The sequence below is a fragment of the Cupriavidus neocaledonicus genome (assembly GCF_000372525.1).
Taxonomy (GTDB): domain Bacteria; phylum Pseudomonadota; class Gammaproteobacteria; order Burkholderiales; family Burkholderiaceae; genus Cupriavidus; species Cupriavidus neocaledonicus.
Map to the genome: position 1 here is coordinate 18592 of NZ_AQUR01000065.1, position 25114 is coordinate 43705.

Below are 25114 nucleotides of genomic sequence, written 5' to 3' on the forward strand. Positions count from 1 at the left end.
GCCGGAGGAACAATCTTCAGCAAAATTCCTTGGCATAAAATTGTTCCCGGCGCCTCGGAAACGGCCACCTGGCGGGCGACCAGCAGGAACAATATTGTGCAAACCGACGCCGGTCGGATCCAGGCCATCCCGAGCCCTGCGCCCCAACTGGGATCACCCGATGTCGCTGTATAGGGGATAAGCCAAAACGACTTGGCGACATGAGGAAGCGTCTTGTTCAGCATGACACGTGACATAGGTTTCGCGAGACGCCGGACATCCAAGGTTTTTCCGCCATTCCATCTGGCAGCCGCGTTTTTATGATGGCGCTACACCGGTTTATTCAGTTTCCCTGCAGTCTGCCGTTAGTTTGTCTGTGAATAACTTCCCAATGCATTACCGTGAAACACAATCCTGCTAATAGGAAGCCCCAAGTACTTCGTGGGCGAAGCAACCGAGGCCGACCGGTGCGTCCCCGACGACCGCGTCGAAAACCGCTATTTGGCGTACCCCCGCTGGGCTGTCCATCCTTATCTTGATTCTGTCTACCGTGACGTATTACATCGGGGTCGTGTATCACGATACTCGGTTGGGCGTATACGGAATCGACTGGAAGATGTTTCGCGTTGATAGACTCGACTACATCTATTTCGGCATTGCCGCTACGCTTAGTGTGCTAACCAACGGTCTGGTAGCCTTCGGCAAGGAATGGACGTACATGGTTATCCTAATGTCATTTGGGACTGGCATAGCGCTGCTTGTTCTCGCACTTGACTATTTGAGCAGCAAGAGCAAAGCGCTTCGGAATGGCGCAACCCGGGTATTTGGGAGCAACGCCAAGATTATTGCTTTCATCGTGGTCTGTGCCACGATGTTCCCAATGCTGATGTTTGGCCCCATCTTTCTGTTGGCATTAGGACTGGTTGTTCCAGCCGCCCTTGGAGATTTCGCTGCCATGCGTCAAGTCGCCGAAGAGCGGGCCGCGATGGCTGAAGGATGTCCCGTACAGAGTGGCCGTGTGCGATGCATTGAACTGGTAGCAGATGGAAAAACGCTAACAACGGGATTTGCTCTAGAGGTTAGCAAGGAGAGGGTCGCTATACATGACGGGTTGGCGACGTCTATATGGAGCATGAATGGACGGGAATTAATTGGAGCGAGTCCTCGGGCAATCGAGGCAATGAAGGTGAAAATTGCTGGGCAGAGGGAAGAGTCGTGCCTCTCAAAGCCGGAACGAGACTGAAAGATACATACCCGCTCATTTAGCGAGCGGAGCGCAGCGCCTCGCGTGATGCCGTGATTTAATTCGCGATAGTTGGAGAGATCCAATTTCAAGCAAAAAATGACGGCAATCACCCGGAGAGACAAAGGGCGAACTCATTCCAATGGCCGGCAGAGCCCCCGATTTTCAGCTCCGCGCGACCCTTGGCCAGGACTTGAACGACCTGCCCCTCCATGTGCACTAGGCGCTGCTAGCGGACTTGGCGGCGGGCTTGCCTCGCGCGTTATACGAGCGCGCCGGCGTGACGGTCGGGCCGCCTGGCCGGTACAGGCGCTATAGCTGGATAGGATAGTGGCCAGTGTGCGGGTAGCCTCGAGCCCTCGATAGCGAAAGCTCCATCAAGCTCCGCTGCTGTATATTTATACAGGTATCATATCCGCAGCCCGCGGCGACGAAGAAAGGCAAAGCAAGTGGCGGAAACCGGCTTAAGTGACTCGTGTACCACGTTTAGCTCACGACTTTGAGCGCTCTCGGGCTTGACTGCTTAGCGTCGCCTCGGCCGCCAGGTTGGCGGCCGAGGCGACTGAAGATGTTCGAGCCTGCGATGTTAGAATTCTCCAAACAACAAGGAATTCAAGACGGACGTTGATGATGACAAACGAGCGTAAGCATCTCGCCCGCACGCTTTTCCAGCTCCAAGTGCACCGATCTGATGGCTTCGCATTCGAACATTTGTTCGGACGGGTCATGGAGTATTCGCGACCTGGATTTTTGAAAATCAAGCCGTACGGCAACCAGCGAGACCGCGGAAACGACGGCTACGAAAAGGCTGTTGGCAGGTACTTTCAAGTCTTCGCGCCCGAAAACCCTACCGCCAGCAAGAGCGCTGCGATCGCGAAGGCAGCGGAAGACTTCAAAGACAAGCTGCTGCCGTACTGGGGCACATTCTGCGTCCCACGCGAGTACGTATTTGTGTTCAACGATAAATATCGCGGCACCGTCTTCGACATCGAGAAAACTCTGGCCACGATCAAAACGGACCATAGCCTTAACGCCTGCGAAGCCTTTCTCAGCAAGCATTTGGAGCAAGAGTTTATTTGCTTGCCTGAAGATCAAATCTGCATGATTGTAGGCGGTTTACCGACGTGGGATTCGTTGGAGGGCCTTGACTACACCGTCCTGGGAGAAGTCATCCAGCATATTCAAAACTCTCCGCCCCAGAGCGCTCCGACAGGCAAAAAAATTGCACCGGATTTCGAAGAAAAAATCGAATTCAACGGACTCGCCGAGAACGGCGATTGGCTGCGAGCAAAGCAACGCGAGACATGGCAGATCGATGACTATTTGAGTCGAAACAGCGATTTCACCAAGCAAGCACTGCGTGACTTTCTGGCTGGGTTCTATGCGGAGAGCATTGTTGCAGTCAAGGATGACCAAGGTGAATCAGGCGTTACGCTCGGTGACCTGCGATTCGCGTTTATCTTGAATCGAGTTGCGCCTCAAACCAACAATCCCGCTGCAGATCGACTGCGGCGCGACGCTGCTTTGGTTCTCATGGCGAAGTACTTTGAAGCCTGTGACATTTTCGAGGAACCGAACAATGTTGCTTCCTGACAAGCACATTTCTTTTGCGGAGTCCCTGCTCGGTCTCGGGGCTTTCGTCATGGAAAACGTCTCTCAACCGATCACAGTCGACAATCTGTGGCGCGCTTTTCAGCGACAAGCCTCATGCTATCCAGCCTTCCAGACGTTCGACAACATGGTGCTGGCTCTCGATGCTTTGTTTGCGCTCGGACTTATTCAGATGAATGACGCTGGTGAACTGCATCGCCACCGCCCGGAAGCGGCCTTATGCGCCTAATCGAGCTTACATCGAATAGAACCACCTTTAAGACCGTCAAGTTCAATCGGACGGGCGTGTCGCTCGTCATTGGCTCGCGGAAAGATCAATTGCATGGCGAGGACGACAGTCGATCCTATAACGGCGTTGGAAAGTCCCTACTGATCGAAATCATTCATTTTTGTTTGGGCTCCAGTACAAATACGAGCTTTCGCCAACATCTTCCCAGTTGGGAATTTACGCTGCGCTTTGAGATTGGACAAACCGCTTATTCTTCATCGCGTAGCACCGACAAGCAAGGCACCATTTCCCTGAACGGGCAAATATTGAAAGTCAAGGCCTTCAACGAACTACTAGGGAAGCTTTGCTTTCATTTTCCTGATTGGGGTGGGTCGCAACTTAGTTTCCGTTCACTACTGCCGCGCTTCATTCGGCGATCCAAAGCTGACTATAACGATCCAAAAATTACCTCATCAGATCGAGAGCCATATACGGTCTTGCTACGGAATTTGTTCCTGCTTGGGATAGATATCTCTTTGGTTGAAAACAAGTACTCACTTCGCACTCGACAGTCTGAGCTGGAACTTTTTGAGAGAAACTTCAAGAACGATCCTTTCATTCGAGAATACTACACCGGTAGCAAGGATGCGTCGCTGCAAGCAAAACATCTTGAAGAGCAAATTGCAAGGTTTGAGAGCGATCTAGCGCAGTTCGCCGTCGCGGAGGATTACTATCAAATCGAGAAAGAAGCAAACGATTTGACGGGCCGTCTCCGTGCGCTAAAAAACAAGAGAGCTGTCGTGGAAAACGCTCTTTCTAACGTTCAGAAGAGCCTCGAAGCACGCGCAGATATTCCGCGCGAGAAGGTGCTCGCTATGTATGGCGAACTCCAAAGAGCATTTCGCGACGAAACTTTGAAGCATCTGCAGGAAGTGGAAGCGTTTCACTCGCAATTGCTGACAAATCGCATAGCCCGACTCGGCCAGGAACGAATGAGGTTGGAGACGGAGAAAAGGAATCTTGAGTTGGAGATTCACCAACTTAACCAGTCGGTGGACGCCAAACTTAGGTATCTATCGGATAAAAGGGCGTTGGATCAATACGCTGCAGTAAGCGCGCAGCTGTCTGACTTGCGAGCTAAGTTTCATAAGCTACAAGATTACCAGCACTTACTACATAAGAGTCGGGAAGACGCCGCGTCCATTCGAATAAAATTGGCCGAAGAAAATATCAAGACCAATGCGTATCTGGATGAGACATTTTATGAAACGGAGTCACGGCTCAATGTTTTCTCGTCTCTTGCGAAGCGCTTCTATCCTGACGCGCCGGCGGGTATAACACTTCAAAACAATATAGGCGACAATAAAACTCGCTATGATTTTGATGTCCGGATAGGAGGTCTGCTAGACAAGCCCCTATCCCGGTCTAACGCAAACGGCCGACCTTCTGCACGATATTTCGTTCTTCACGACACAAGCGACAACGTCTGTGCAAACATCAAACGTCTAGCGAGCGCTGATTTGCCGACGGCGCCATGGAATCGTGTAGAACGCTGGAAAGATTACAAACAAGCGCACATGTTCATCACGCGGGACGGAAAGACGGTGCGCCCCCAAGAACGAGATTTCTCGGTTCCTTGGCGTGCGACGAGACTTGAGAACAAGGTTGTGGGCGAAAGATCTAAGGGGATTTTTCTGCACGTTGAGAGTGTTCAGGTCCGTTCGGTAGAGTTAAAGCCAGGTCAATCACCTCTAAATGACAAAGGGAAATGTATAAACGACAGAATTTCCCAATCTCCCGGGTTTACCGACGCACAGTATGACCGATTGGCACTTGCTTATATCAATGCCAGCGTCCGCGCAGGGGAGTGGTTAGTGCCCGCGTTTCACGTCGCAATAGATCGTAACATTGGCGGCGGACACGACGACCCTCGCAATTTCGATCTTTCCCGTTGGGGAACCTTCATCTGCCACCGATTAGTGGCAATAGGCGACAGTTGCTCGTAAGCGCTCATGACGTCAACCCAAAATATGTCTCCGTTTAATCTTCGAAGCTGATCGGAGCTACGTGCAAGCGCATTCATCGACGCTGTTTGGATTGCACGTCCGCCGCCGACGTATCGATTTTCCGCCGATCGCGCGTTGCGTTCGTGCCCGGCATGCGCATAAAACTTGGCTATACCGACGATAAAAAGAGCTTCCTTAGCTTTAAACCGAGCAAGTCAGTGTGTCAGGTTGGTTGGAGGTTGCTGTATGCGGTTCATCGAACCACCCCCATCGGCCGCGCTGGGAACCCGGCAATCCGGGGTTGCCTCCAAGGCGACTGGGCTCGCGAGCCGGCGTCGCAAATAGCACCAACGCATCCTGACTGGCGATGACGAGGTCATTTGTTGAGGCGCGGAACGGTCATGAAGCGGTTTGCCGGCTTTTAGCGCGCGTCTCTGGTTCACGCCCTGTTTTCCCCGTTTTTTTCACCAATGAGGTTGCCCTCCGCGATTAAAATCGTCTATACCAAATACTACCTTTCCGTGCAGGAGCCTTCATGCCGACCCTCTTTCAAGAATGCCTCATTGCGATAGCGAAGGGACAACACCAGAAGTATCACGAGATGAACGAGGATAATCCAATCCTTGCCGAGCAAATCCGTCAGTACTGGGAGGATCTCGGCAAAACGTTTCTAGGAACGGATGTGTATTGGTCGGCGGTATTCGTGAGTTGGTGCGTAAAGCGAGCCTCGGAGGACGCGGCGGTGGCACCCGTGGGGTTTGTGTTCGCGCGTCGACATTCTCAGTTTTGTTTCCGGGCAATCAAGAATGCCCAGGATGGGACGGGATTTTTTTGGGGGCGAAGAATTGAACAGTACGCTCCGAAAGTTGGCGACATTATCCAAAATAATCAACCTGGCGAGCACTTCGACTTCGATTACGCCGCCGCACACGAAAAGTATGCTTCGCACTCGGCCATCGTCGTAGAAGCTTCGGATAGCGAAATAGCAACGATTGGGGGTAATGAACACAACTCAATTGGAAAGGTCACAATTCAATTGGATTCGCATGGACGCATCAAACAAAGGAATAGCCAGTCCTTCATCTCCATTGTGGAATGTGCCTTATGATGTGGCCGCCCATTCTTCCTCGGGCCAACCCCTCCGATACAAGCATCAATGCCCAATCGGAGCGAAGAAAGAAAGCGCTGCGCCCAGAAACTAGCTGCGCACTGCGTGCCGCCAGGCAGAGAGGTAGTTGACGGCAAGCGAGATAAGAAGGGCCCAACAAAAATGTGCTAATGAAAGCCATTCGATGTTTAATAGGACTGGTTTCAGACTGCGTCCGATATGTTTATCCGACTAGTAATGCTCACTGCTGGTCGGAGACTGCGGTACAGAGCCAGAAGCCGGCAACCCAGAGCACGAGCACAAGCACCAAAGTGTCCACGGGCGAGGCGGTTGTAGGCAGCGCCAGTTGCATCCAAGCTCAGCGGGGAATGGCGCAGGGCTGCCAGGCGAATCACGAGCCAGTGGCGACTTGAGTTTAGGCTGCACAACAACGGCGAACGTGGTCAAACCGTTGGGAGCCAGACAGTGTGATCACCACTGGAGATTGCAACAGCGGTGTCTTGTCCGTTGAAGGCGGACGGCTTGGCATAATAGTGGCAGGGGTTGGAAAAATCCTCCCGCGGATGTCAATTACGTACGACTGAACGCAGATATAAGTGTCTGGGTGTCAGCCCCCATCGCTGGAACAACGGGGGTTCGCTCTGGTATTCGACAGCTCATTGACGCCCAATATCTCAGACGTTATGGTCGAAATCAAATGCGCCACGCGAAACATGGTGGTTATTTTTGCCGTGTCTGCTCAGCTAACTGATGATTAGCATAAAATCTGTAGACTACGACCGCGCGCATCATATACGGCCAACGTCGCTTGTGATCCGGCTTCCCATGACAGTCCTTCGATGCATACGCATTTAGTTGGGCTGAGATGGCATCGCCGCTACTCCTTGCCTTTCCCAGCGTGCAGTTTGCCGTGACAGGAGATGAGTTGCGAATCCGTGAATTGATAATAACGTCCTCGATTTTTCCATTAGGTTGCCCGGCGACCTTCCGGTAAGAGGGCCACCAATATTCCTTCAACCATGCATTGATGAGATAAGCCTGCCCCTCCCTGGTTCTAAGGACGAGGCGCATATTGTGCCGAAAAATTCTCCAGTCTTCTTCGTTGGTTTTGTACTTTCTGTATATTCCACAATAGCGATCCCCAGCATATCCATGCTCGACGTATCCAAATGGCTTTCCGTTCAGATCAATAACAATTACGGTCGAAGGCCTGTTGCAATGGCCGCCGTCCGCGTAAAGCCGGTCGAAATTGATGCCTTGAAGCTGATAGAACCGCGTCGCCTGTGGCAGGGAATCTCCTCTATCTTTCTTGATGAAGGAGAAGAAATCAGCGAGAGAATCGCTGTCAGCATGGGAAACACCAATCGCGCCCTTCGAATAGCTCATTAAACGTTTTCCGTCTGCGCCAATGACGCCCCCCCAGTTCTTTCCGGCAGGGTCGTCCGGTAGTCCATCAGCAGGCTCTACTCCCCATTCCGCCACCGCCAGCGCCAGACCGACTAACCCCAAGTCATTGATCGCTTTAGGATCGGATGGCTTCGCCACGTATGCGTCAACAATGCCCTTAATGTAACTTGCCTCAAGTTGCCTGGCACTAGGATCATCATCCGCAGTTTGGCTCCACCCACCTTGACGCAAAAACCCATCCAAGAGGTCGTCATTGATGGGCTGACCGGGCGGCTCGACCATCGGCATTCGAGCATAAGCGACATTGGCAGATGAGAGGATTGCGATGCAAACAATTAAGCGGAGCGGCCGTGCGAAGCCCCAGCTGCCTGAACCTTCATGCATAGGTTCCTCCTCCGTCGCTGTCCTTTGGTTCATGGCCACTGGCGTAGCGCCCTACGTAAGCGTGGGTGTGGGTGTCGATAGTAGTAGTCCATCGCTGGCGCATTTTCAACCTCGCGGTCTTTCGCCACCCTGGCAATCCAAGCCTGAAACGGCGGATTCTGAGTTGGCGATGTTCGTTCGTGTCGATTTGCCGGTGGCGCACGTGCGTAACGGCATCAACGATGGAATATCTCTTGGAAAGAGCTTGCTCGGCCTGTTCTCTACGCTTAACCAAAGTCGTAAGCGTTGCACCAGCACCGTATGTTCATGAGAGTCCGAAGACGCGGTCTAATTCCCATCAGAATCTGGTAGGACAAGATGAAATAGAAATCAAGGCGCGGGGTCGCCGGTATGGCTCCACGAACTGCACAAAAGAGTTCCACACGCAGGTCGTGGCAGAAGCACGAGACCCGACACGCTCGCTGTCAGAAGTTGCCCGCGCGCATGGCCTGAACGCAAATCTCGTGTCGAAGTTGTGGCGGGATCAGGAGCCAGCCGCGACATCCGCGTTGGCTCCGGCCGATTTAATCCTGCCCGTGCACATGACGTCGCCGCCGGCGGCGGAGCCGATCGACCGGGCTTGTCATCGCATGTCGTGGCGCGCGCGTGTGTTTCGATGGCAAGCCTGAGTGTGTTGTTCTACGGCTTCTGCTAGCGAGCTTGGTGGGAGGGGATCTGTGATGCTGGGCCTTCCCGCCGGGACGCGGGTGTGGGTGGCTGCTGGCGTGATGTCAGCGCCAAGGGAGGCTTGAGAAGCGATCCTCGTTGCCCTGCTTGCGCAAAACAGATGGCGCAAGCAGGGCAACGGCCATTCACACCTCGTCACCTGCCAAGCGTTTTTGGCGCAAATTGCAATCGTTCTTGGCCCATCTTGAGTGGGTTGGGCCGAAGGACCGGCGCAGGCATTCACCTGATGCAGGAACAGAATTCACGCCACTCACACAATCAAAGCATGGTATTTTGACATTTAGCGAGATTCGCATTCAACTGTAGTACCCGTGTAATGGATACCGAATATCTATCGAAAATCAGTTGCTGGGCTTCACTAGCGCTCCTACCTTTAGCTTGTTCATCTTGGATCAAACTTTGAACGGCGGCTCCATTCATGTTCGGCTGCGGCTTTCCTTCACTAGCCTTTAATTTGTTCATATATGCAACCAGATCATTCTCTGATGGATTTGATCTAGGCGCTGCCTTGAGTGCAGTCCGAAGGCGGGCCGTTACCGCATTGGCCTGTATGAGTATGGAATTTTTGGCATTTACACCGGCAAGCCTATCGTCATCCTTTCCAGCATAGGCAATTGTGTTTTGTATATCATTATCCGAGACGCCGTTTGCAGCATTTATCACGCACATGAGATTGGTCACGGCATGATCATATGCGACAGACTGGGCCGTAAGATTGTACTGTTTGTCGACAGCGTAACCCGCGCCGCTGACCCCCACACCTGTGAGTATTAACGCCGTCTTTTCGTATATCGCTCCAAATGTTGCGGCCAAAGCGCCTAAAAACGTTGCTGTAGACACATAACTCTGCTGCTGGTCAACCAGGTTTCCTGCAGTCAGAATGTCACCGAGGTAATCGTTCAGCGCTGGAATAATTTCTGTCTCAAGGCTCTTGTTGGAGTTCATGTGGTACGCTACCGAAAATGGTTGCCGGGCTTTCACGTCGCGAGATGGATTTGGGTTAAAGACCGCCAACCCGCTCTCACCCGTGTTATGCGTCGCACAGCCTGGCAGAATAGCAATGCAAAGGCCCAGAAAAGCTGCATACGTGCCACGAAAGTTCATATTATTGTGTCGTTTCTTTTTGTTTAAAAAATACAAGTATATGTAAAATGCTTCAGTAACCCTACTCACTTGCGGAAATAATGATGCCATCTATGATTCGCTGAACATTTCCGGGCAAAGCATTCGTGTTCGTTCATACAAATTATCAAGAGCATATTCTGAAGCTTTTCCGTCGGCGAGTTGGTAAAAGCGCTGGATATTCGGGGCGTGCTTTAATACCGATGAGCAAGCAGAGATTCGGAGCCAAGATACATCACACTCATCGGAAAGATGATATCTTGTAGAAACTTCCGAGAGCCGCCTTTGCGCATCCTCGCGACTTAATGGAACGCGACACCCTTTCGGTTGAATTCGATCTTTAATCCGCCTCGGAGCTCCTTCTAGCGCTAGCGCGCCTACTTGGTCGGCATCGCTAAGGTCCGTGTGCCGGAACTCGATGATTTTCATTCTGCTGATGGGATTGTCAGGTGTTCCAGCTACCATGTTTGTATTACCCCCCGCAAAATGCCAAAGACTTTTTCGATAAAAGTTCGTTCTTTCCTCTTGAATATCACTGGGTTGACCGGGATCAGCTAGGATGGTCCAAAGCGGCGTTGTCCTGTTCTTGAAGGCAGGACTACTTTCCCTGAATGGGAGCGACGCATCGACTTTGATGATTAGCGCGTAGTCCATGTTTTCCGTGATCGGAGATTTTTCCGTGCCACTTACCTTGTTCGTATACGGGCTTATAAGATCACGAAGAAATATTTGCGCCAGAGATTCTACGCCGCTATTATCGGTCACTCCTCCGTCAATCAGGTGGACGTATGTGTAATCGAGAACGTTTCCATTCGGCGCTTTTACTGTTAATGGTAAAGGACCTAGCCCTGGGAAGGCACCGGATGACGCTACTGCCAATGACAGCGGCATATCCTCGTAATCTAGGGAAGCGGACCCCGGCCCCTGAATAGCGTCAAAGCCCTCGGGTACCAACGTATTGAGGAGTTCAGGAGTGGCCTCATGGAAGCTCTCTGCATAGGTCGAGCGCTCGATATTCGAAAACATACGGGCGGATAGCGAAGACTGGTCGAGAAGCGATAACTTTGCTTTTCTCTCTTTCAACTCAAGAATGTCTATTATAAGTTTATCAGTGCGTAGCTTGAAAGTCGCGGTCGGCAAGGTACTCATCACGAATTTTCGACCTGTATCGTAATGAGTAGCATTGAAAATCATTACGGGCGACCTTCCGGAGGCCTCCTTCTGCGCCAATGAGCCAAATGTTTCCCCCTTCAAGAAATCACTCTCGAGGCTCCGCTCGAGCAGTTCGATCGGTGTTCTTGTAAAGATGGTGGCGAATAATCTCCACCCGATGGCAGCCTCCCAATTCTCATTCATTTTCGAGTGAAATTGGCTATAGAACGATTGCTTAGTTGCGTTCCAATCAGGCCCGTTGAGTGAGGCATCCCTCTTTGTCGAATAGTAGGAAGCAGCAAAGCCGCCTCCAGATACGCTGGATATATACTGCACGGTATCCATGAAGCTGTACTGGCGGGTGGGAGCCATGGCTCGGACCGGCAGCGCCGAAAGGAGGTCTATAACATATGAGGAATACAGTGCAGATCTATTGCCACCACCTGACAAGGCCAGACCAATATAGGGGGGCGGGGTCTTTTCTCGAAGCAATGGCGGAGGTGTGTTTGTGTCGACTGGCACCTCTTTCGTAGTGACCTCCACGGAGGCGCAACTTGACAGCATGAAAATTACCCAGATTGCTGCAGTATGCATTTGGATAGGCGACATTAGATGCCCTTTATTTTTATTGAGAAGCATAGATAACAACCGCGATGCGCACAAGCGAGGATAGGGCATTTCTTGCCTCCATAGAGATGGTGCGATCCGAATTGCAGGGGGGATGTTGGGTGTGACTGGTCAGAGAGCCTTGTCGCTGAAGGCTTTCGGGGAGGCGCCAGATTACCGAGATGGACCCGGGGGCCTCCATTCCCGGAAGCGCACTCGGCCTAATCTGACACGGGGGATGCTCATGGCTGTCGTTAAAGCTGCAACACCTTCCATCATTGGACAGTGACCTTTCTCGTGAAAAAGCTTTGATTCCCTGCTCACCATGGCCACCATGGCGCATCCATCAACACCTCGCTATGCGACGGCTCCCTTCTCCTACGACCCATGTCTCTACCTGTTGCTGTTCTTAACGTCATTACCGCGGCATTCCGCTCACGGGCAAATCTACCCGATTTGACATACAAGGTGGGTTGCATCAGACCAACACCCCACCGACTACGGGTGGCAGAGCAGTCGGCGTTCGGCTGCTGCTGAGTCCACGTAACCCGCTCCTCTCATCCCTTAAACTTGGACCTCAACAATACAGACGAGAATCATGAAAAAAGCGGGTCGGGTCAAGACATGGCATACAGACAAGGGTTTCGGGTTTATCGACGTCCGCGCGGACACGAAGACGTCTTCTTCCACGTCACGGCGCTACAGACACGCACCGTGACGCCTAAGCTTGGCGACCGCGGGAGCCTCGAGTTCGGCAAAGGGAAGGACGGCCGGGTTCAGGCGTTGAACATCGCCATAGTTGGCGCACCGAAGCCGCAGTCGGACGCAAACCTCTTGCCGATTTTTGCCCGTCTGGTGGCCCTGGAGTTTATAGCCGGCGGCGCCTTTGCTGGTTACTTCCCTCGACAGGCGGGCATGGTCAGCCTCCTGGCCAGCATGGCCCCTGACCAAGAAACGCCCTTATGCGCTGCAGCGCATAAGGGCGTTTCTTGGTCGCAGGCCCTCTTCACGCCGACGAAGCAGTGAGTGGCTCAAGAAATCGGCGAGGCGGGCCATCAATACGCGTGCCCCCCAGTTGCTACATGATGAGGAGGCAGCATCCATACCTCCGAATTTCTTTATGTAGGTCCAAAGGCGCACGCCATTACGGCATCCGGATGCTTTCGGCCCACGCGGTCACGTTTGGAGCAGGCCGCTTACGCAGCAAGACGCCAGATTCCCTTCAACCACACTAAAGAACGCTTAGCCAATTGCACGGTCTTGGACCCACAAGACCTCGTTACAGAGTACGGCGCGAATTTTTCCTCGACCAATGGCTTCGGCGAGTTTGTCCTTGGTGATGCGGAATTTTTCAACGTGGCGGACTGCCTTTATTGGCTTCCCGAGATATTCAACTTCCTCTTCAGTGAGGCCAAACTCTCTTGCTTCTCTCACCGGATCGCTTAAGGCGGCCATTCGCTGCCGGGATTCGGCTAGGATTTCGCCCCTTAGCTGAGCGACGCGCATCTTTACATATAGCGCCTTTGCCGAGGGCTGGTTCCAATTGCTGTCAGACAGCGCCTTGGCCCACAAGCCTTGCTTGATCATTGAGTTTGCCAGTTCAGCAGCGACAAATTCATACAGCAACTCATCCCTCGGGCGGGGCGCGGGGTCGTGGCCATGCAAGAAGTTGAAGTTGTTCATGGGCTTCTGAATCAATGTGAATGCCTACTGACACCGCTCCGGCATGTAGGAGCCGCTTCACCGCATCGCACTTAATTTCATTCGGGTAGCAACGGACCGCGACGGTGTCACCTTTATGTCATCAAAAACGTGACAGCGATGCTCGCGCATGCCGCCGCTGTATTGATCGTAAAAAGGCTGGCGTCGCCTTGACATCCTCCATATGGATGGCGGGGGTCAGGAAGTTGGCAGGCAACTATGTCGGAGACTACTGTCGCTGCCGTCATCCGGTTTGGAGGCGGCCGTAGGCGTGCCTGCTCTTCGTCCAGTTTTTCGCCTGCCTGGCGCCTCCTGCTCAGTCGACGCCGGGCCTGGGGGCGCCACCCGCGATTCTGCCAGCAGCTGGCGCGCCAGGGCGCTTCGGCCTCGGCCCGTTCGGCCGGCGCTGCGCCGCGCCCAACTCTGCCTGCACCCGCGTCCAGGTCGTGCGCCGCTGCGCGCTGAGTCTGCTCGGCGCTTGCAAGCCCATCGGCGGGCACCACATGCAACGAAAACAAAGGCATACCTACGTAAGCGCTTTTTTTTTCGCTTGCCGGCGACCTTCCAACTCAAGGCGCCCACTTTTTGCCATTTACGCCGCTGCCTCGGCACCTCGCTTGGCGCCCCGATCCAGCGAGATTGAATGCCGCCCCGTGCTGCGCTGTCAAACCTAACGAACCATCATTTCACGCACCGCTCCCCCCGAAACGTCACCCATCGGTGCGGACACGAACATTTCCAGCCTGCACAAAGGTTGAGCCAGCCGCGGCGGGCGACTAAGCTCGAAAGGCGCGTCGACAGCAAACGTGCCGCGCTCTTCTCTGTTACTCCAATGCGGCGCACGTAACCCCATGGCTGATATGGCAAGCGTGGCCGGCGCGTCTGGGGCGCAATCGGACGTCGAGCCTCCGGCCACCGCGGGCCCATCTGAAAACGGTGCATCTCCATTTCGCTTCGATGCGCACGGGACCAGGTCCGCGTTCGCGGATGCCAGAAGAGGCCAACTCTTTAGCCATGTCAGCGCGGACCATGCGACGATCTACCGCGCGATTATGGATGTGTTCGCGAAGGCGAAGGCACAGTATCGCCTCCAACTTCGTCCCGACGAGGTTCTCACCGAGATCGCCCTGCCGGCCGGTATTGCCCGTCCGGACATCGATCAGCTCACCCAGCACCTAGACGCGCTGGTGCGCTGGGGAAACCTCGAGGCCCAGCAGGACATGGCGCGCTGGTCCTCCATCGCAGATTTCAAGCGCAACTACAAGATCTACCGCCTCTCAAAGCCCGGCGAGGCCGTCGAGGCGGCCTTGCAGCGCTACGACGAAGTCCTTCGACAACGCGCGGAGCTTCAGACGGTGGCTCTCGCGGATATCGAACAACTTTTGCGCGCCCTTGTCGCCCTCACTAGTAGCAAGGAGCTGGATGCAGACAAAGTACGATCGACATTGCGAGAGTTGACGGGTGTGTTTGCCACGATGACGGAGAACGCCGCCGCCTTCATGGCTGGCGTGGATCGGCACCTTAACCCGAGCGACGTCGAGGTCAACAACGTCGAGCGTTACAAGAAGCAACTGATCGACTACCTCGAGCGGTTCGTGAGCGACCTCGCGCGCCGCGGTGACACCATTTCCGATCTCATCCAGGCACTTGATAGCCATATAGAGAGCATGCTCTTCGCGGTTGCAGAGCGCCTGGCGCCAGACGCCGCACCCGACGCCGAGCAAGACGCTGAGCAAGACGCCGCCCGTCGCACGTGGGAATCTACTGACGCAGTCCTCGCCATCCGGCGGCAATGGAAGGACCGATGGACTGGCCTGCGTGGATGGTTTGTCAATTCCAACAATGACCCATCGACTGCCGACCTGCTCCGCCAGAAGGCTCGGTCAGCGATCCGTCAGCTTGCCATCGCGATCAAGGAGATTAATGATCGCCGCACCGGGCGCAGCGACCGCTCCACCGACCTGCGCACACTAGCAGCATGGTTTCTCTCATGCGATAGCGAGACAGACGCACATCGACTTGCGCGGGTGGCTTTCGGTTTGAACCCGGCCCGACACCTACCGCTGGACACGGCACAAGAGGAATATGTCCCGCCCAGCACCCCGTGGGCTGAGGGACCGGCGCTCCGGATCTGCCCCCGTCTGTATCAGTTGGGCGACGGCCCACAGCGCGGTCAGTTGCCAGGTGTCAAGGATCGTTCCGCCGATCGGCGGCGCATCCAGCAGTTGATGGAAGACGAGTCGAATCAGGTTGCGGAAGCGAGGCGCCGTTTTGCCACGGCGCTACCAATGCGGCTGTCTGAGCTTGGCGCCCTGAATACCAACGAATTCGCCCTCTTCCTCGCACTGCTAGGCGAGGCGCTCGACCACCAAATCGGCCCCGACGCTCCCACCGACATCCTGACCGGCGATGGATCACTGCTCGTGCGGCTTGAACCGCTAGGTGCGGACACTCACGCTGAGATTTCAACACCAAGCGGTACGCTCGCCGGCCGAGACCACCTAATCACCATAACACCTGCCTGGTCATGACCGAGGAAGACAACGTGTCTGGCGCCGACGCGCCCGCCCCCTCTGAAATCGCCGCGAAGCCACATGCCTATGAGCGCGAGGAAATGCGACTCGCCATGCGCGCTATCCTGATGACGCCGTTGATGTCCCCGGATCATGACGAATTCGGGCTGGTGCGACGGCACGCCAAGAGTTTGCAGGAGTTCTTGCGCCGCGAAACAGGCTGGGATCTGAGGGTGTCACCGAATGGCGCGAGACTGCGCAAGATACCCGCAGATTTCCAAGACGGGACTCGAGGGATTCCCGACTTTGACCGCCGGCGCTATGCGATTTTTTGCTTGGTCTGCGCGATTTTGAATGGGTCGCAAGCGCAGATCATGCTTCAACATCTAGGCGAGAAGCTGACCCTGGCAGCATCCGACGAAGCGCTTACCGCCCGCGGATTCGTCCTGAAACTAACCTCCCGTTCCGAGCGGCAGGACCTGGTCACGGTTCTCAGGACCCTGCTGACCCTAGGCGTACTCCAGCGTGTAGACGGCGACGAAGACAAATACGTCGCCGAGCAGTCCACCGAGGTGCTGTACGACATTAACCGTTGGCTGCTGAACGAAGTCATTACCGCGGTGCGCGGTCCGTCGACGGGCATTCGGGACGCCATTTCGACCGATGAGCGTGTGGAGTGGCTCGCGAAGGAAACAGTCTTCGACAACGAGGACGCGCGTCGCACGGCGATGCGCCATCACCTTTCACGGCGGTTGCTCGACGACCCGGTGATCTACTTTGCTGACCTTGACAAGGAAACCCACAGTTACCTCGCCACCCAACGCGGCCTGATGGCGGCCCGATTGTGCGATGCCATCGAGATGTCCGCCGAGCAACGCATGGAGGGCGTCGCACTCGTCGATGAACGCTGTCAGATGACAGATCTGAAAATGGGCGGTGACGGCACGATTGGCCATATCACCCTGCTTGTTGCCGAGTACCTTTCCCAGAAACACATTCGGGCAAGGCGCGACACGTACGAACTGGCTGCTTATTCGGCAATAACGGACATCGAAGACTTCGTACGGAGTTGCATCCCCACACACGGCTCACATTGGCGCAAGGAGGCGCGTGAGCCCGGCGCTGAACGATGGCTCGCCGAGGAAGCCCTCGAACGGCTTGAGAAACTGAAGTTGGTGGGGAAAGACGGGGAGCGAGTCTTCCCGCTTCCGGCCATTGCCAGATTCGCCCTTGGGACACCTAAAGTCAGCAAACCCGCCAGAACGCGAGCCTATCGATGAAAGATACCGACCACACTGATCCCCGGCACGACGATGAGATCCCTACGCCGACGATGTCCCGCTGGCAACCGATGCGAATCGGTCTCATTGACATTTACCTATACGACAATGAAGAGTTCGCTTTCTATGATGGCAAGCTGAACCTTCGCGGACGCAATGGTGCCGGCAAGTCGAAGGTCTTATCGCTGACCATGCCGTTCCTGTTCGATGGCTTTCTGATGCCCAGCCGGATGGAGCCTGACGCGGACCCCGGGAAAAAGATGCTGTGGAACCTGCTCCAAGGGAGCATCGACCGCCGCATTGGGTATGTCTGGATGGAATTCGGGAGGTTACGTGACGGCGATGAACCCGAGTACGTCACGTTGGGAGCCGGATTGTCTGCGGACAGTCGCCGGCCCAATGTGGACCATTGGTTCTTCATGATCGATGCCGGCGTCGCTGGGAGGGTCAACGATGACCTCTCCCTCATTGGCAACGGCAATCGTGCACTCACCAAAGACGGGCTGCGAGAGGTGCTGGCTTACCGGGGGCGCGTATTTGATACGACGCAAAGCTACCGCGACGCGGTCGATGAGCGTCTGTTCGGGGTGGGCACGACGCGGTACGACGCCTTGATGAATACGCTGATTCAGTTGCGCCAACCGCAACTGAGCAAACGCCCCGATGAGCAGTTGCTCTCCAATGCCCTCACCCAATCCCTTACGCCTCTACCAGCCAACCTCGTCAACGACGTATCTGAGGCACTGGTATTGCTTGATGAGCACCACGACGAACTTGAGAAATTCAATGAGCTGCGGAGGTCCGTGGCAAAGTTCGAGCGCCATTATCGTACCTACGCCGGCATGCAGACCCGGCGCAAAGGAAGACTCCTTCGTCAGGCCCATGTGGACTTCCAGACGGCAAGTTCTACCCGCCACGCCGCCACTGACCGGGTGAGCGCCGCGATCGCAGCCCAGGCCCGCGTGGAGATTGAACTCACCACCACCAATTCAGAGAAGGAACGACAGCAAACTCGCGTGAACGTCCTACGAGATGATCCAGCCAACAAGGATTCCTATCGGATGGCGATGGCTGCGGAGGATGCGGCAGAGCGCCGGAAGGCAAAGGACGAAGCCGCAACCGAACTCGACGAACGACGCCGCAAGCTAGACGCCTCCCACACGGTTGCAGGCGAGCGAAAAGACCATTTTGACAAGATGGGGCACCAGATTGCCGACATCCGGCACGACGTCACACGCATTGCGGGTCTTGCCGGCGTGAGCCGAGCGATTGCGAACAACCGACTCATCAGCAGTGAAGCGACGGATCTGGTGGGGGCCGATGACGCCGCGATCCTTGCTGCGAAGACCGCGCTCTTTGCCGAAACCGGCGTGCGGCGCAGCCAGATTTCGGAGATGCGCCGAATGCATGGCGTCGTGAACACCGCGCAGAACAAATTCGAGATGTTTCGAGATCTCCGCCACGACAAGGAGAGCGCGAAGAAAGCCGCGGAAGAGCGCCTCTCACAGGCCGACAATGAACTGGACGCTGCCTCGGACGACCTCCTCGATGCGTGGCAACGCCATTTTGTAGGGCTGCGTCGGATTAAGGTGGACGTTGATGGCAACATGGAAAGACTGGCGGAGTGGATTCAGCGGCTAGAGGAAAAGAATCCCTGCCTGACTGCGCTCTTGTCGGGACAGCAAGAAGCTGTCGAACAGATTGCCAAGGAAGAGGCGGAAATCAAGCTCAAGTGGCTGGCGAACGAACGCTTGGCTGCCGACTTGCAGGGCGAGCGAGAAAAGTTGGTCGCCGGCGTTGATATCCCTCCTCCCCCACAATACACCCGTGACTATGAGGCTCGCTCAGGCCGACCTGGCGCACCTTTCTGGAAGCTTGTTGATTTCAAGCCGAAGGTACGGCCGGAACAACGCGCCGGAATCGAGGCAGCGCTGGAGGGCTCAGGACTACTTGACGCGTGGGTCAGCCCTAACGGCGCGATCACGGACGCCGAAGGCAAGGTTTTGCCTCTGGACGCCAACTGGAGTCAACGGTCGTCGGTCGCACAATCGCCATTGAAGACCCTTCTCGCACCGAGCATCCCGCCGGAATGCGACGTGCCGACGGCCGTCGTCGAGCGGTTACTCGCCGGAATCGCCTGTTCAGACAACGATCCCGGTGGTGAGGCGTGGCTCTCGCCCAGCGGGCGGTACCGCCTTGCGTCGCTGGCGGGCGCATGGACGAAACCCGCGCCTGCCTATATCGGCACGGCGGCAAGAGCCCAGGCACGGGCAGCGCGTCTTTCCCTCATCGATGAGGCTGAAAAGGAGCTTGGTGCCGAACGAACTTCGCTGCGCGAACAGATCAATACGGCTGTCCAGGAACAGGAGCAAGTCAGGAAAGAGCTCGAGGACATCCCCAGCGATGTCGGGCTACGCCGCGCACATCTGGCGGTGAAGAGCGCCACGGAGAGCCTGAACAGCGCAAAGGCGGAGTTTTCACGTGCAGATACCGACTGCCAAGAAGCCGAACGTAGGTTGCAGCAAGCCGTTAATAGGCGGCTGGAAGCCGCGACGGACATGGGCCTCCCCGTCGAGCCGTCGGGTCTCACGGCCGTCGAGGATTCCTTGACCGAGTTGGATCCGAAATTCCATGGGCTTGACCACCTAGTGTACGGGATCCGACAGGCGTGGCGGGATTATGAAACTGCCTCACGCCATGAAGACGATTGTCGCCAGGAATTCGCCAAACAGGAGGCGATCCTCGCGCAATGCCAGATTGACGACACACGCGCGGAAGCCCAACTTGCGGTTCTGCGGGAAACGATAGGCATGCGTGTTGATCAATACGAAGAGTTGATTACCGCGGCGAGGCATGCTCTCAGCATTGCTACTGACGCCTATAACGCGGCAAATGCCAAACAAGTTGCGGCGGCAAAAGAGGAAGGTGCTGCGAACGAGGCGCTCACATCCGCTGAGACCCAGGTGAAGGAGGCGGCAGACAATCGGTTTCGGGCCATCGATGCATTCAAGCAAGTTGCGGAGGCCGGTCTGATTCCTGCAGCGCTCCCTGCCATCGACATTCCCGATCTCACGCGGCCATGGGCGGTCGATGCAGCCTTGGGCCTCGCGCGCAAGGCCGAGCAGGAATTGAGCAACCTCGAAGACACCGACGAGGCGTGGAGGCGTTCACAAAGCGTCATCAATACCGAGTTTCGCGAATTGGATCATGCGCTCAATGCACTCGGTCATGAGGCCCACGGCACCCAGTCTGATTCAGGCATTTCGGTAAGGATTGTCTTCCAAGGGAAGGAGGAACAGCCGCACGCTCTGCTTATCCTTCTGGATGAGGAGATTGTGAGGCGCGAAAACCTGCTGAGTGTGCGCGAGCAAGAGATCCTTGAGCAGCATCTCAAGCAGGACATCGCCATCGAGATTCATCGGCTGCTTAGGACCGCCGAAAAGCAGGTGCATGAGATCAACAGGGAACTGGACAAGTATCCGACCGCGACGGGAGTCAAGTTCAAGCTTCAGTGGGAGCCGACCAAGGACAACGCCGGCTCAACGGCGAACTTCGAGCGCCTGCGTACAATCCTCCTCCAAAAAAGCGCAGAACTCCTAACAGAAGACGAGCGCAAGGAGATCGGGGATTGGTTCCTCCAGCGCATCAAAGCGGAGAACGAGAACCCGGACTCCTATGGCCAAAAATCGGCAGACCGGCTCGCAAGAGCACTGGACTATCGTCTCTGGCACCGCTTCCGCGTTCAGCGCTCTCAAAACGGCGGATGGAAGTCGATTTCCGACCCGGCATCCAGTGGAGAACGGGCACTGGGCCTGACTGTGCCGATGATTGCGGCCGTGGCCAATTTCTACAACCAGAGCGCGGGCCAACTCGCCCCGCGATTGATCTTGCTGGATGAGGCGTTCGCCGGCATTGACGACCACGCGCGTGGGGACTGCGCCAAGCTGATCCAGATGTTCGATCTGGATTTCATGATCACCAGCGAACGTGAATGGGCATGCTATCCAGCGTTCCCAGGCGTATCGATCTGCGAACTGCAACGGGCGCCCGGCGTGGATGCGGTCTTTGTCTCGCGTTGGAAGTGGGATGGAAAACAACGGCGACAGGTTACCGGGCGTAGCAATCCCACGACGTTGCAATGACTGATGCGCCCTCTCCTCGCCTTCACAACCTTCTCGGTGGCGATGACCGGGCGTCGCTACGGGCGCGCCTGCGCAGGGTCTTCGAGCGCGAGCGCCCCGAAGCACCCATTGCAGGCGTAGTCAATCTGAGGGGACTCCCCCCTGCCCATATGGAGACGCTCCGCCTGATTCTCGGGCGCCCGTACCGGCATGCCGACTCCATTTCCTTTTGCCTCGAGGACGTCGACTGGGCATTACACCGAGCCGGGCTCGCGCCAAGCCTGCGGATTGCGCTCGAAATGTTGGATGGGCCAATCGTCAACAAGGAAAAGGCCCGCACCGACGAAAGGCTCGCGTGGGAGGGTGTGGCCGACAGTTGCCAGGACCCGCCCCTGCAAAGATTTTTGGAATCCAGCCTGGGGCGCGGACTGATCAAGCGCTTGTCAACGCGAAGCCCGGAACGTGCGCGAATCCTCTGTCGCCATGCGGCCGAGGTCCTCCAGAGGCTACCCCTGAAGGGCGTGCCACTTGCCCAGTTGGCGGCCGAGACCCACGGTGATGCCCACGCACTGGATCGCAACAGGCCAATCGCGTCCCTGGTCCTCGCCGTGTTACGCCAGTCGTCCACAACACCCGACGACGAAAATGACGACACGACCCGCACCGCCGACGAGGTGGCGGAGGAGCGCGCGCGCGATACCTGGGCCCGCGCCGGCGTACTGGTCAACGAGCTGGCCCGGCCCGCGCTATGCCTGAACCTCCCGATGCGTCCCTCCGACAGGAGCAGATTCATGCGTGGCGAGCCCGGCTATCTGACCCTACGCCAGCTAGTGCGTAATCCCGAAACATGGGAAGTCGCGGGGATCGCCGTTTTCGTTTGCGAGAACCCAGAGGTCGTTACCATCGCGGCCAACGCCCTTGGTGCATCGTGTGCCCCGCTCGTCTGCACCGATGGCATGCCGGCTGCGGCGCAGCGGCATCTTCTCACCAGCCTCAAGCGTAGCGGCGCCGACTTGCACTACCACGGCGACTACGATTGGGAAGGCATTCGTATAGGTAACCACGTCATGCGGGCGTATGGCACGAACGCCTGGAGATTTGGTGCCGCAGAATACGAGCGCGTGGTTGCTGCGACCCGCGACAAGGACTTCCCCGCCACCGGCGAACCTGTCCTAGCAACCTGGGAGCCGGAATTGACCACGATGATGAAGCTCCGTAGTCAGTCTGCGCCGAAGAGCGTGTCGTGGAGGATCTATTGGGCGACCTGGCGGCGGGATTCCGCACCTAGGCGGAAAAAGGAGTTGGTATATCTTAACGTGCCGCCTTAGACACTTCTAAATGGAGGAGGCTTGCTTGTAGCGGCGCCGTCGGCATACTTGTCGTGCTCGATTGTGCATCCGGTAGATCTAGTGGCAACAAGAACGAAATTCGGGAACACGTGGTGGGGCGAACGCTGGCTAAACGCCCTGCAGCATATTGACCACGAGAACCGGTTGCCGCGCGGCCGCGCCTACGTGCGAAACGGCGCCGTGACCTCCATGGAGGTGTCCGGTAGTTCGGTCACCGCACGCGTCCAAGGCTCGCGCGTCGAACCATACAAAGTCAAAATCGACATCCCGCCCTTTCAGCGCGCGGATCGGGACAGCCTTTTTAAGGCCATTGCCGGCAACCCGGCGCTCATCGGGCGGTTGCTTAATCGTGAAACTGGACCCGGCGGTACTCGGGCTCAGCCAAAAGGAAGGCATCAATGTCTTCCCAACCGGGTGGCGCGATCTTCGGATGACCTGCTCGTGCCCGGATTGGGCGGTCCCCTGCAAACACCTGGCGGCCGTTATCTACGTCCTGAGCGCCGAGATTGACCGAGACCCTTTCTTGGTGTTCAGCCTTCGCGGGCTGGATCTGGTCAGTGCGCTCGATGATTGCCGGCTCAGCATCCAGAACGAGGTGAACCGGCCAGTGCCCACGCTGTCCGATCTGCTACCTATGGCGGCGCCAGTACGTCGAGGGGAAAAGCGGGAGGAGCAGGCGCAAGTCACCGAATTCAAACCGATCGATTGTTCTTCGATCCCTGACCTGCTCGAACCGCTGAGTCGGTTGCTGCCCGAGCATCCAAGTTTCTCTTTTCCAAGGGGGATTTCCGGGAAGCGGTCCGCAGCCGTCTCGCTAGGGTCGCCAAGACTGCCGCTAAGAACCTGGCCGGCGAGAGGGATGAGGACGATTACTCGCCGATTCTCCCCTACGACAAGCCACATATCCGCCAAGGCCTGGTGTGGCCATCGACACTTGGTGCAGCGATGAGCGGAGTGACTCGGGCCACCGCGCCGTCGGATTTCCTGGGTGCATTAGCACGTATTGAGGCAAGCGACCTACCCGACTACCAGCCGGAGGTGGCGGCCTTTTATCAACTCCGGCTGGTGACCTTGCACCTGCTTAGCAAGGGAGCGGTCACACCCCAGATCTATGCCCACACCAATAACGTCGCAGGGGTGCGATGGTTGCCCGCGATCGCGGACGAGCAGGTGAAAGGTGTAGTTCACGCCGTGGCACTGCCACCGCGCCTACTTACCGTCGATGGCCAGTCACGCCCACGGAAGACGGTGGAGCGGTATGCAGGAGCCCTGCACCTATGCTCCGTATGGCTCACGCACTATGTCCGCACATGGGCTGGCTCGCCTAACGGCGACATGATCCTTGGGCTGTTCTTCACTGACAACTACGCCCACTTCGACCGGCCCGGCGAGGGCGCTATCCCGGGCGCCATTCAAACCTCCCTCTCCGCCTTCCATCTCGCCGAGCGGCGATTCTCGCCCGTCCTGCGGGTGGACGATATCGGGGCGGGCTTCACGGTCGACATTGACGTCCAGGACAGAGAGCACCCGACCCGGGAACCAACAGCCTTGGCAACCGTCATCGCAGACAATCAATGGGGCAAGCACCGCTATGCGGTTCTGCAGACAATCTCTGTGCTCGACCAGCACTGCCCTCCCATCAACGACTACGTACAAAGGGAGGCCAGGACGCCGATCGCCGTGTCCTCGGCGCAGTTGCCGTCATGGCTGAATGACACGCTGCCCGTGCTGCGGCTGATGGGGATTCGCTCGCTTTTGCCGAAGGGAATGGAAGCGCTGTTGCGGCCGAAGCTCTCCATGCGAATTGCCGGGCAACCGCCGAGTACCGTCAGTTGGTTCCGGGCTGACGACCTGTTCTCGTTTGACTGGCAGATCGCAATCGGCGATCACATTCTCGGCAAGCGTGAGTTCGAGCAGCTCGTGCAAGGCGCGAGTGGTGTCTTGCGGATCAAGGACGAATACGTTTATCTGGATCCCAAGGAACTCGCCAGCCTAAGCGCTGCCCTCGCTGCGCCCCCGAAGGTGACAGCTCCGGAACTTTTACGCATCGCCATCGCCGGAGAGCTTGATGGCGCGGCAATCGCGCGAGACAAGAACGCCGAAGCGATCCTCCGAAAATTGCAGGATATCGAGCCATGCTCGTTGCCTGACGGGCTGGAAGCACAACTGCGCCCCTACCAGGAGCGCGGGTTCAATTGGCTCTTTCGCAATGCTTGCATCGGCTTCGGGAGCGTCATTGCGGATGACATGGGACTGGGCAAGACCCTCCAGGTCATTGCCGCGATTCTCGCGCTCAAGCAGGTTGGCGCGCTCGATGCGGCCAAGGCTAGATAGCGTCAAGCAGGACGGCCGGTCCAGCGACAATCATTTTGGCCGGTTGGCCGGGATGATTGTCGGTGAGTGTTAGGTCATGGTTGTCGCTCCGTTATCGATGTCGCGGTGATTGTCGTTGTCGCTGGATGATTGTCGTCGGCGAGCAGACTGCTTGTCGCTTGCGGTGCGCCGACGGTAGCTTTCGACGTTCATTTCAAAGATCGTCGAATGGTGGACGAGTCGGTCAATCGCGGCGATGGTCATGCCGGGGTCAGGGAACACGTT

The 25114-nt window shown here is 56.4% G+C and carries 17 protein-coding genes; 12 read left to right on the top strand and 5 right to left on the bottom strand.

The genetic code is table 11. From position 1 onward, the window contains the following. Positions 1-595: 595 nt before the first annotated feature. The 5 genes from A3AG_RS0102420 (at position 596) to A3AG_RS0102445 (ending at position 6155) form a co-directional block, all read left to right on the top strand. Entirely contained in the window at positions 596-1222 is a 627-nt protein-coding gene (locus A3AG_RS0102420; protein WP_240619778.1) for a hypothetical protein, read from the top strand. 627 nt (positions 1223-1849) lie between these two features. After that, on the top strand, positions 1850-2815 hold the full coding sequence (locus tag A3AG_RS0102430; protein WP_012354424.1) for an ABC-three component system protein: 966 nt from the start codon (positions 1850-1852) through the stop codon (positions 2813-2815). Continuing rightward, positions 2802-3062 carry an ABC-three component system middle component 6 gene (locus A3AG_RS0102435; protein ID WP_018003931.1) on the top strand — a complete coding sequence of 87 codons (261 nt, stop codon included), beginning with the start codon at positions 2802-2804 and terminating at the stop codon, positions 3060-3062. The genes A3AG_RS0102430 and A3AG_RS0102435 overlap by 14 nt, the downstream gene beginning before the upstream one ends. Positions 3063-3118: 56 nt before the next feature. Next, complete coding sequence (locus A3AG_RS33055) at positions 3119-5047, top strand: hypothetical protein (RefSeq protein WP_145987453.1); 1929 nt, start codon at positions 3119-3121, stop codon at positions 5045-5047. A gap of 535 nt (positions 5048-5582) precedes the next feature. Continuing rightward, entirely contained in the window at positions 5583-6155 is a 573-nt protein-coding gene (locus A3AG_RS0102445; protein ID WP_012354420.1) for a DUF2272 domain-containing protein, read from the top strand. A gap of 720 nt (positions 6156-6875) precedes the next feature. Here the strand turns inward: A3AG_RS0102445 and A3AG_RS31240 are convergent. From A3AG_RS31240 to A3AG_RS33080, 3 genes are all read right to left on the bottom strand, one after another. Beyond that, the gene (locus A3AG_RS31240; protein ID WP_145987452.1) at positions 6876-7946 is read right to left on the bottom strand and encodes a hypothetical protein; all 1071 of its coding nucleotides are present in this window, start codon (positions 7944-7946) and stop codon (positions 6876-6878) included. Between the two features lie 984 nt (positions 7947-8930). Then, on the bottom strand, positions 8931-9617 hold the full coding sequence (locus tag A3AG_RS33075; RefSeq protein ID WP_145987451.1) for a hypothetical protein: 687 nt from the start codon (positions 9615-9617) through the stop codon (positions 8931-8933). Positions 9618-9866: 249 nt separating this feature from the next. Next, positions 9867-11624, bottom strand: a complete 1758-nt coding sequence (locus A3AG_RS33080; protein ID WP_012354415.1) for a patatin-like phospholipase family protein — start codon at positions 11622-11624, stop codon at positions 9867-9869. A 552-nt stretch (positions 11625-12176) separates the two neighbouring features. Between A3AG_RS33080 and A3AG_RS31245 the strand changes: the two genes are divergently transcribed. Beyond that, positions 12177-12578 (top strand): cold-shock protein, encoded by a 402-nt coding sequence (locus A3AG_RS31245; protein ID WP_181924291.1) that lies wholly within the window; start codon positions 12177-12179, stop codon positions 12576-12578. 216 nt (positions 12579-12794) lie between these two features. On the opposite strand, the gene A3AG_RS0102460 is transcribed toward A3AG_RS31245, so the two are convergent. Then, the gene (locus tag A3AG_RS0102460) at positions 12795-13235 is read right to left on the bottom strand and encodes a hypothetical protein (protein WP_012354412.1); all 441 of its coding nucleotides are present in this window, start codon (positions 13233-13235) and stop codon (positions 12795-12797) included. Positions 13236-14104: 869 nt separating this feature from the next. Here A3AG_RS0102460 and A3AG_RS0102470 point away from each other — a divergent pair. From A3AG_RS0102470 to A3AG_RS0102495, 6 genes are all read left to right on the top strand, one after another. After that, the gene (locus A3AG_RS0102470) at positions 14105-15784 is read left to right on the top strand and encodes a TIGR02677 family protein (protein ID WP_020384426.1); all 1680 of its coding nucleotides are present in this window, start codon (positions 14105-14107) and stop codon (positions 15782-15784) included. Continuing rightward, positions 15781-17046 (top strand): TIGR02678 family protein, encoded by a 1266-nt coding sequence (locus A3AG_RS0102475; RefSeq protein WP_012354409.1) that lies wholly within the window; start codon positions 15781-15783, stop codon positions 17044-17046. The genes A3AG_RS0102470 and A3AG_RS0102475 overlap by 4 nt, the downstream gene beginning before the upstream one ends. Beyond that, positions 17043-21188, top strand: a complete 4146-nt coding sequence (locus A3AG_RS0102480) for a TIGR02680 family protein (protein ID WP_012354408.1) — start codon at positions 17043-17045, stop codon at positions 21186-21188. Before A3AG_RS0102475 ends, A3AG_RS0102480 begins: the two co-directional genes overlap by 4 nt. Continuing rightward, a complete protein-coding gene (locus tag A3AG_RS31250) occupies positions 21185-22495 on the top strand; it encodes a TIGR02679 family protein (RefSeq protein ID WP_012354407.1) in 1311 nt (436 codons plus the stop codon). Before A3AG_RS0102480 ends, A3AG_RS31250 begins: the two co-directional genes overlap by 4 nt. A gap of 451 nt (positions 22496-22946) precedes the next feature. Next, complete coding sequence (locus A3AG_RS34820; protein ID WP_081712770.1) at positions 22947-23465, top strand: SWIM zinc finger family protein; 519 nt, start codon at positions 22947-22949, stop codon at positions 23463-23465. Next, positions 23462-24850, top strand: a complete 1389-nt coding sequence (locus tag A3AG_RS0102495; protein ID WP_018003936.1) for an SNF2 helicase-associated domain-containing protein — start codon at positions 23462-23464, stop codon at positions 24848-24850. Before A3AG_RS34820 ends, A3AG_RS0102495 begins: the two co-directional genes overlap by 4 nt. Before the next feature lie 69 nt (positions 24851-24919). Here the strand turns inward: A3AG_RS0102495 and A3AG_RS33095 are convergent. After that, a partial coding sequence (locus A3AG_RS33095) for an ATP-binding protein (RefSeq protein WP_018003937.1) occupies positions 24920-25114 on the bottom strand: 195 nt, incomplete at its 5' end.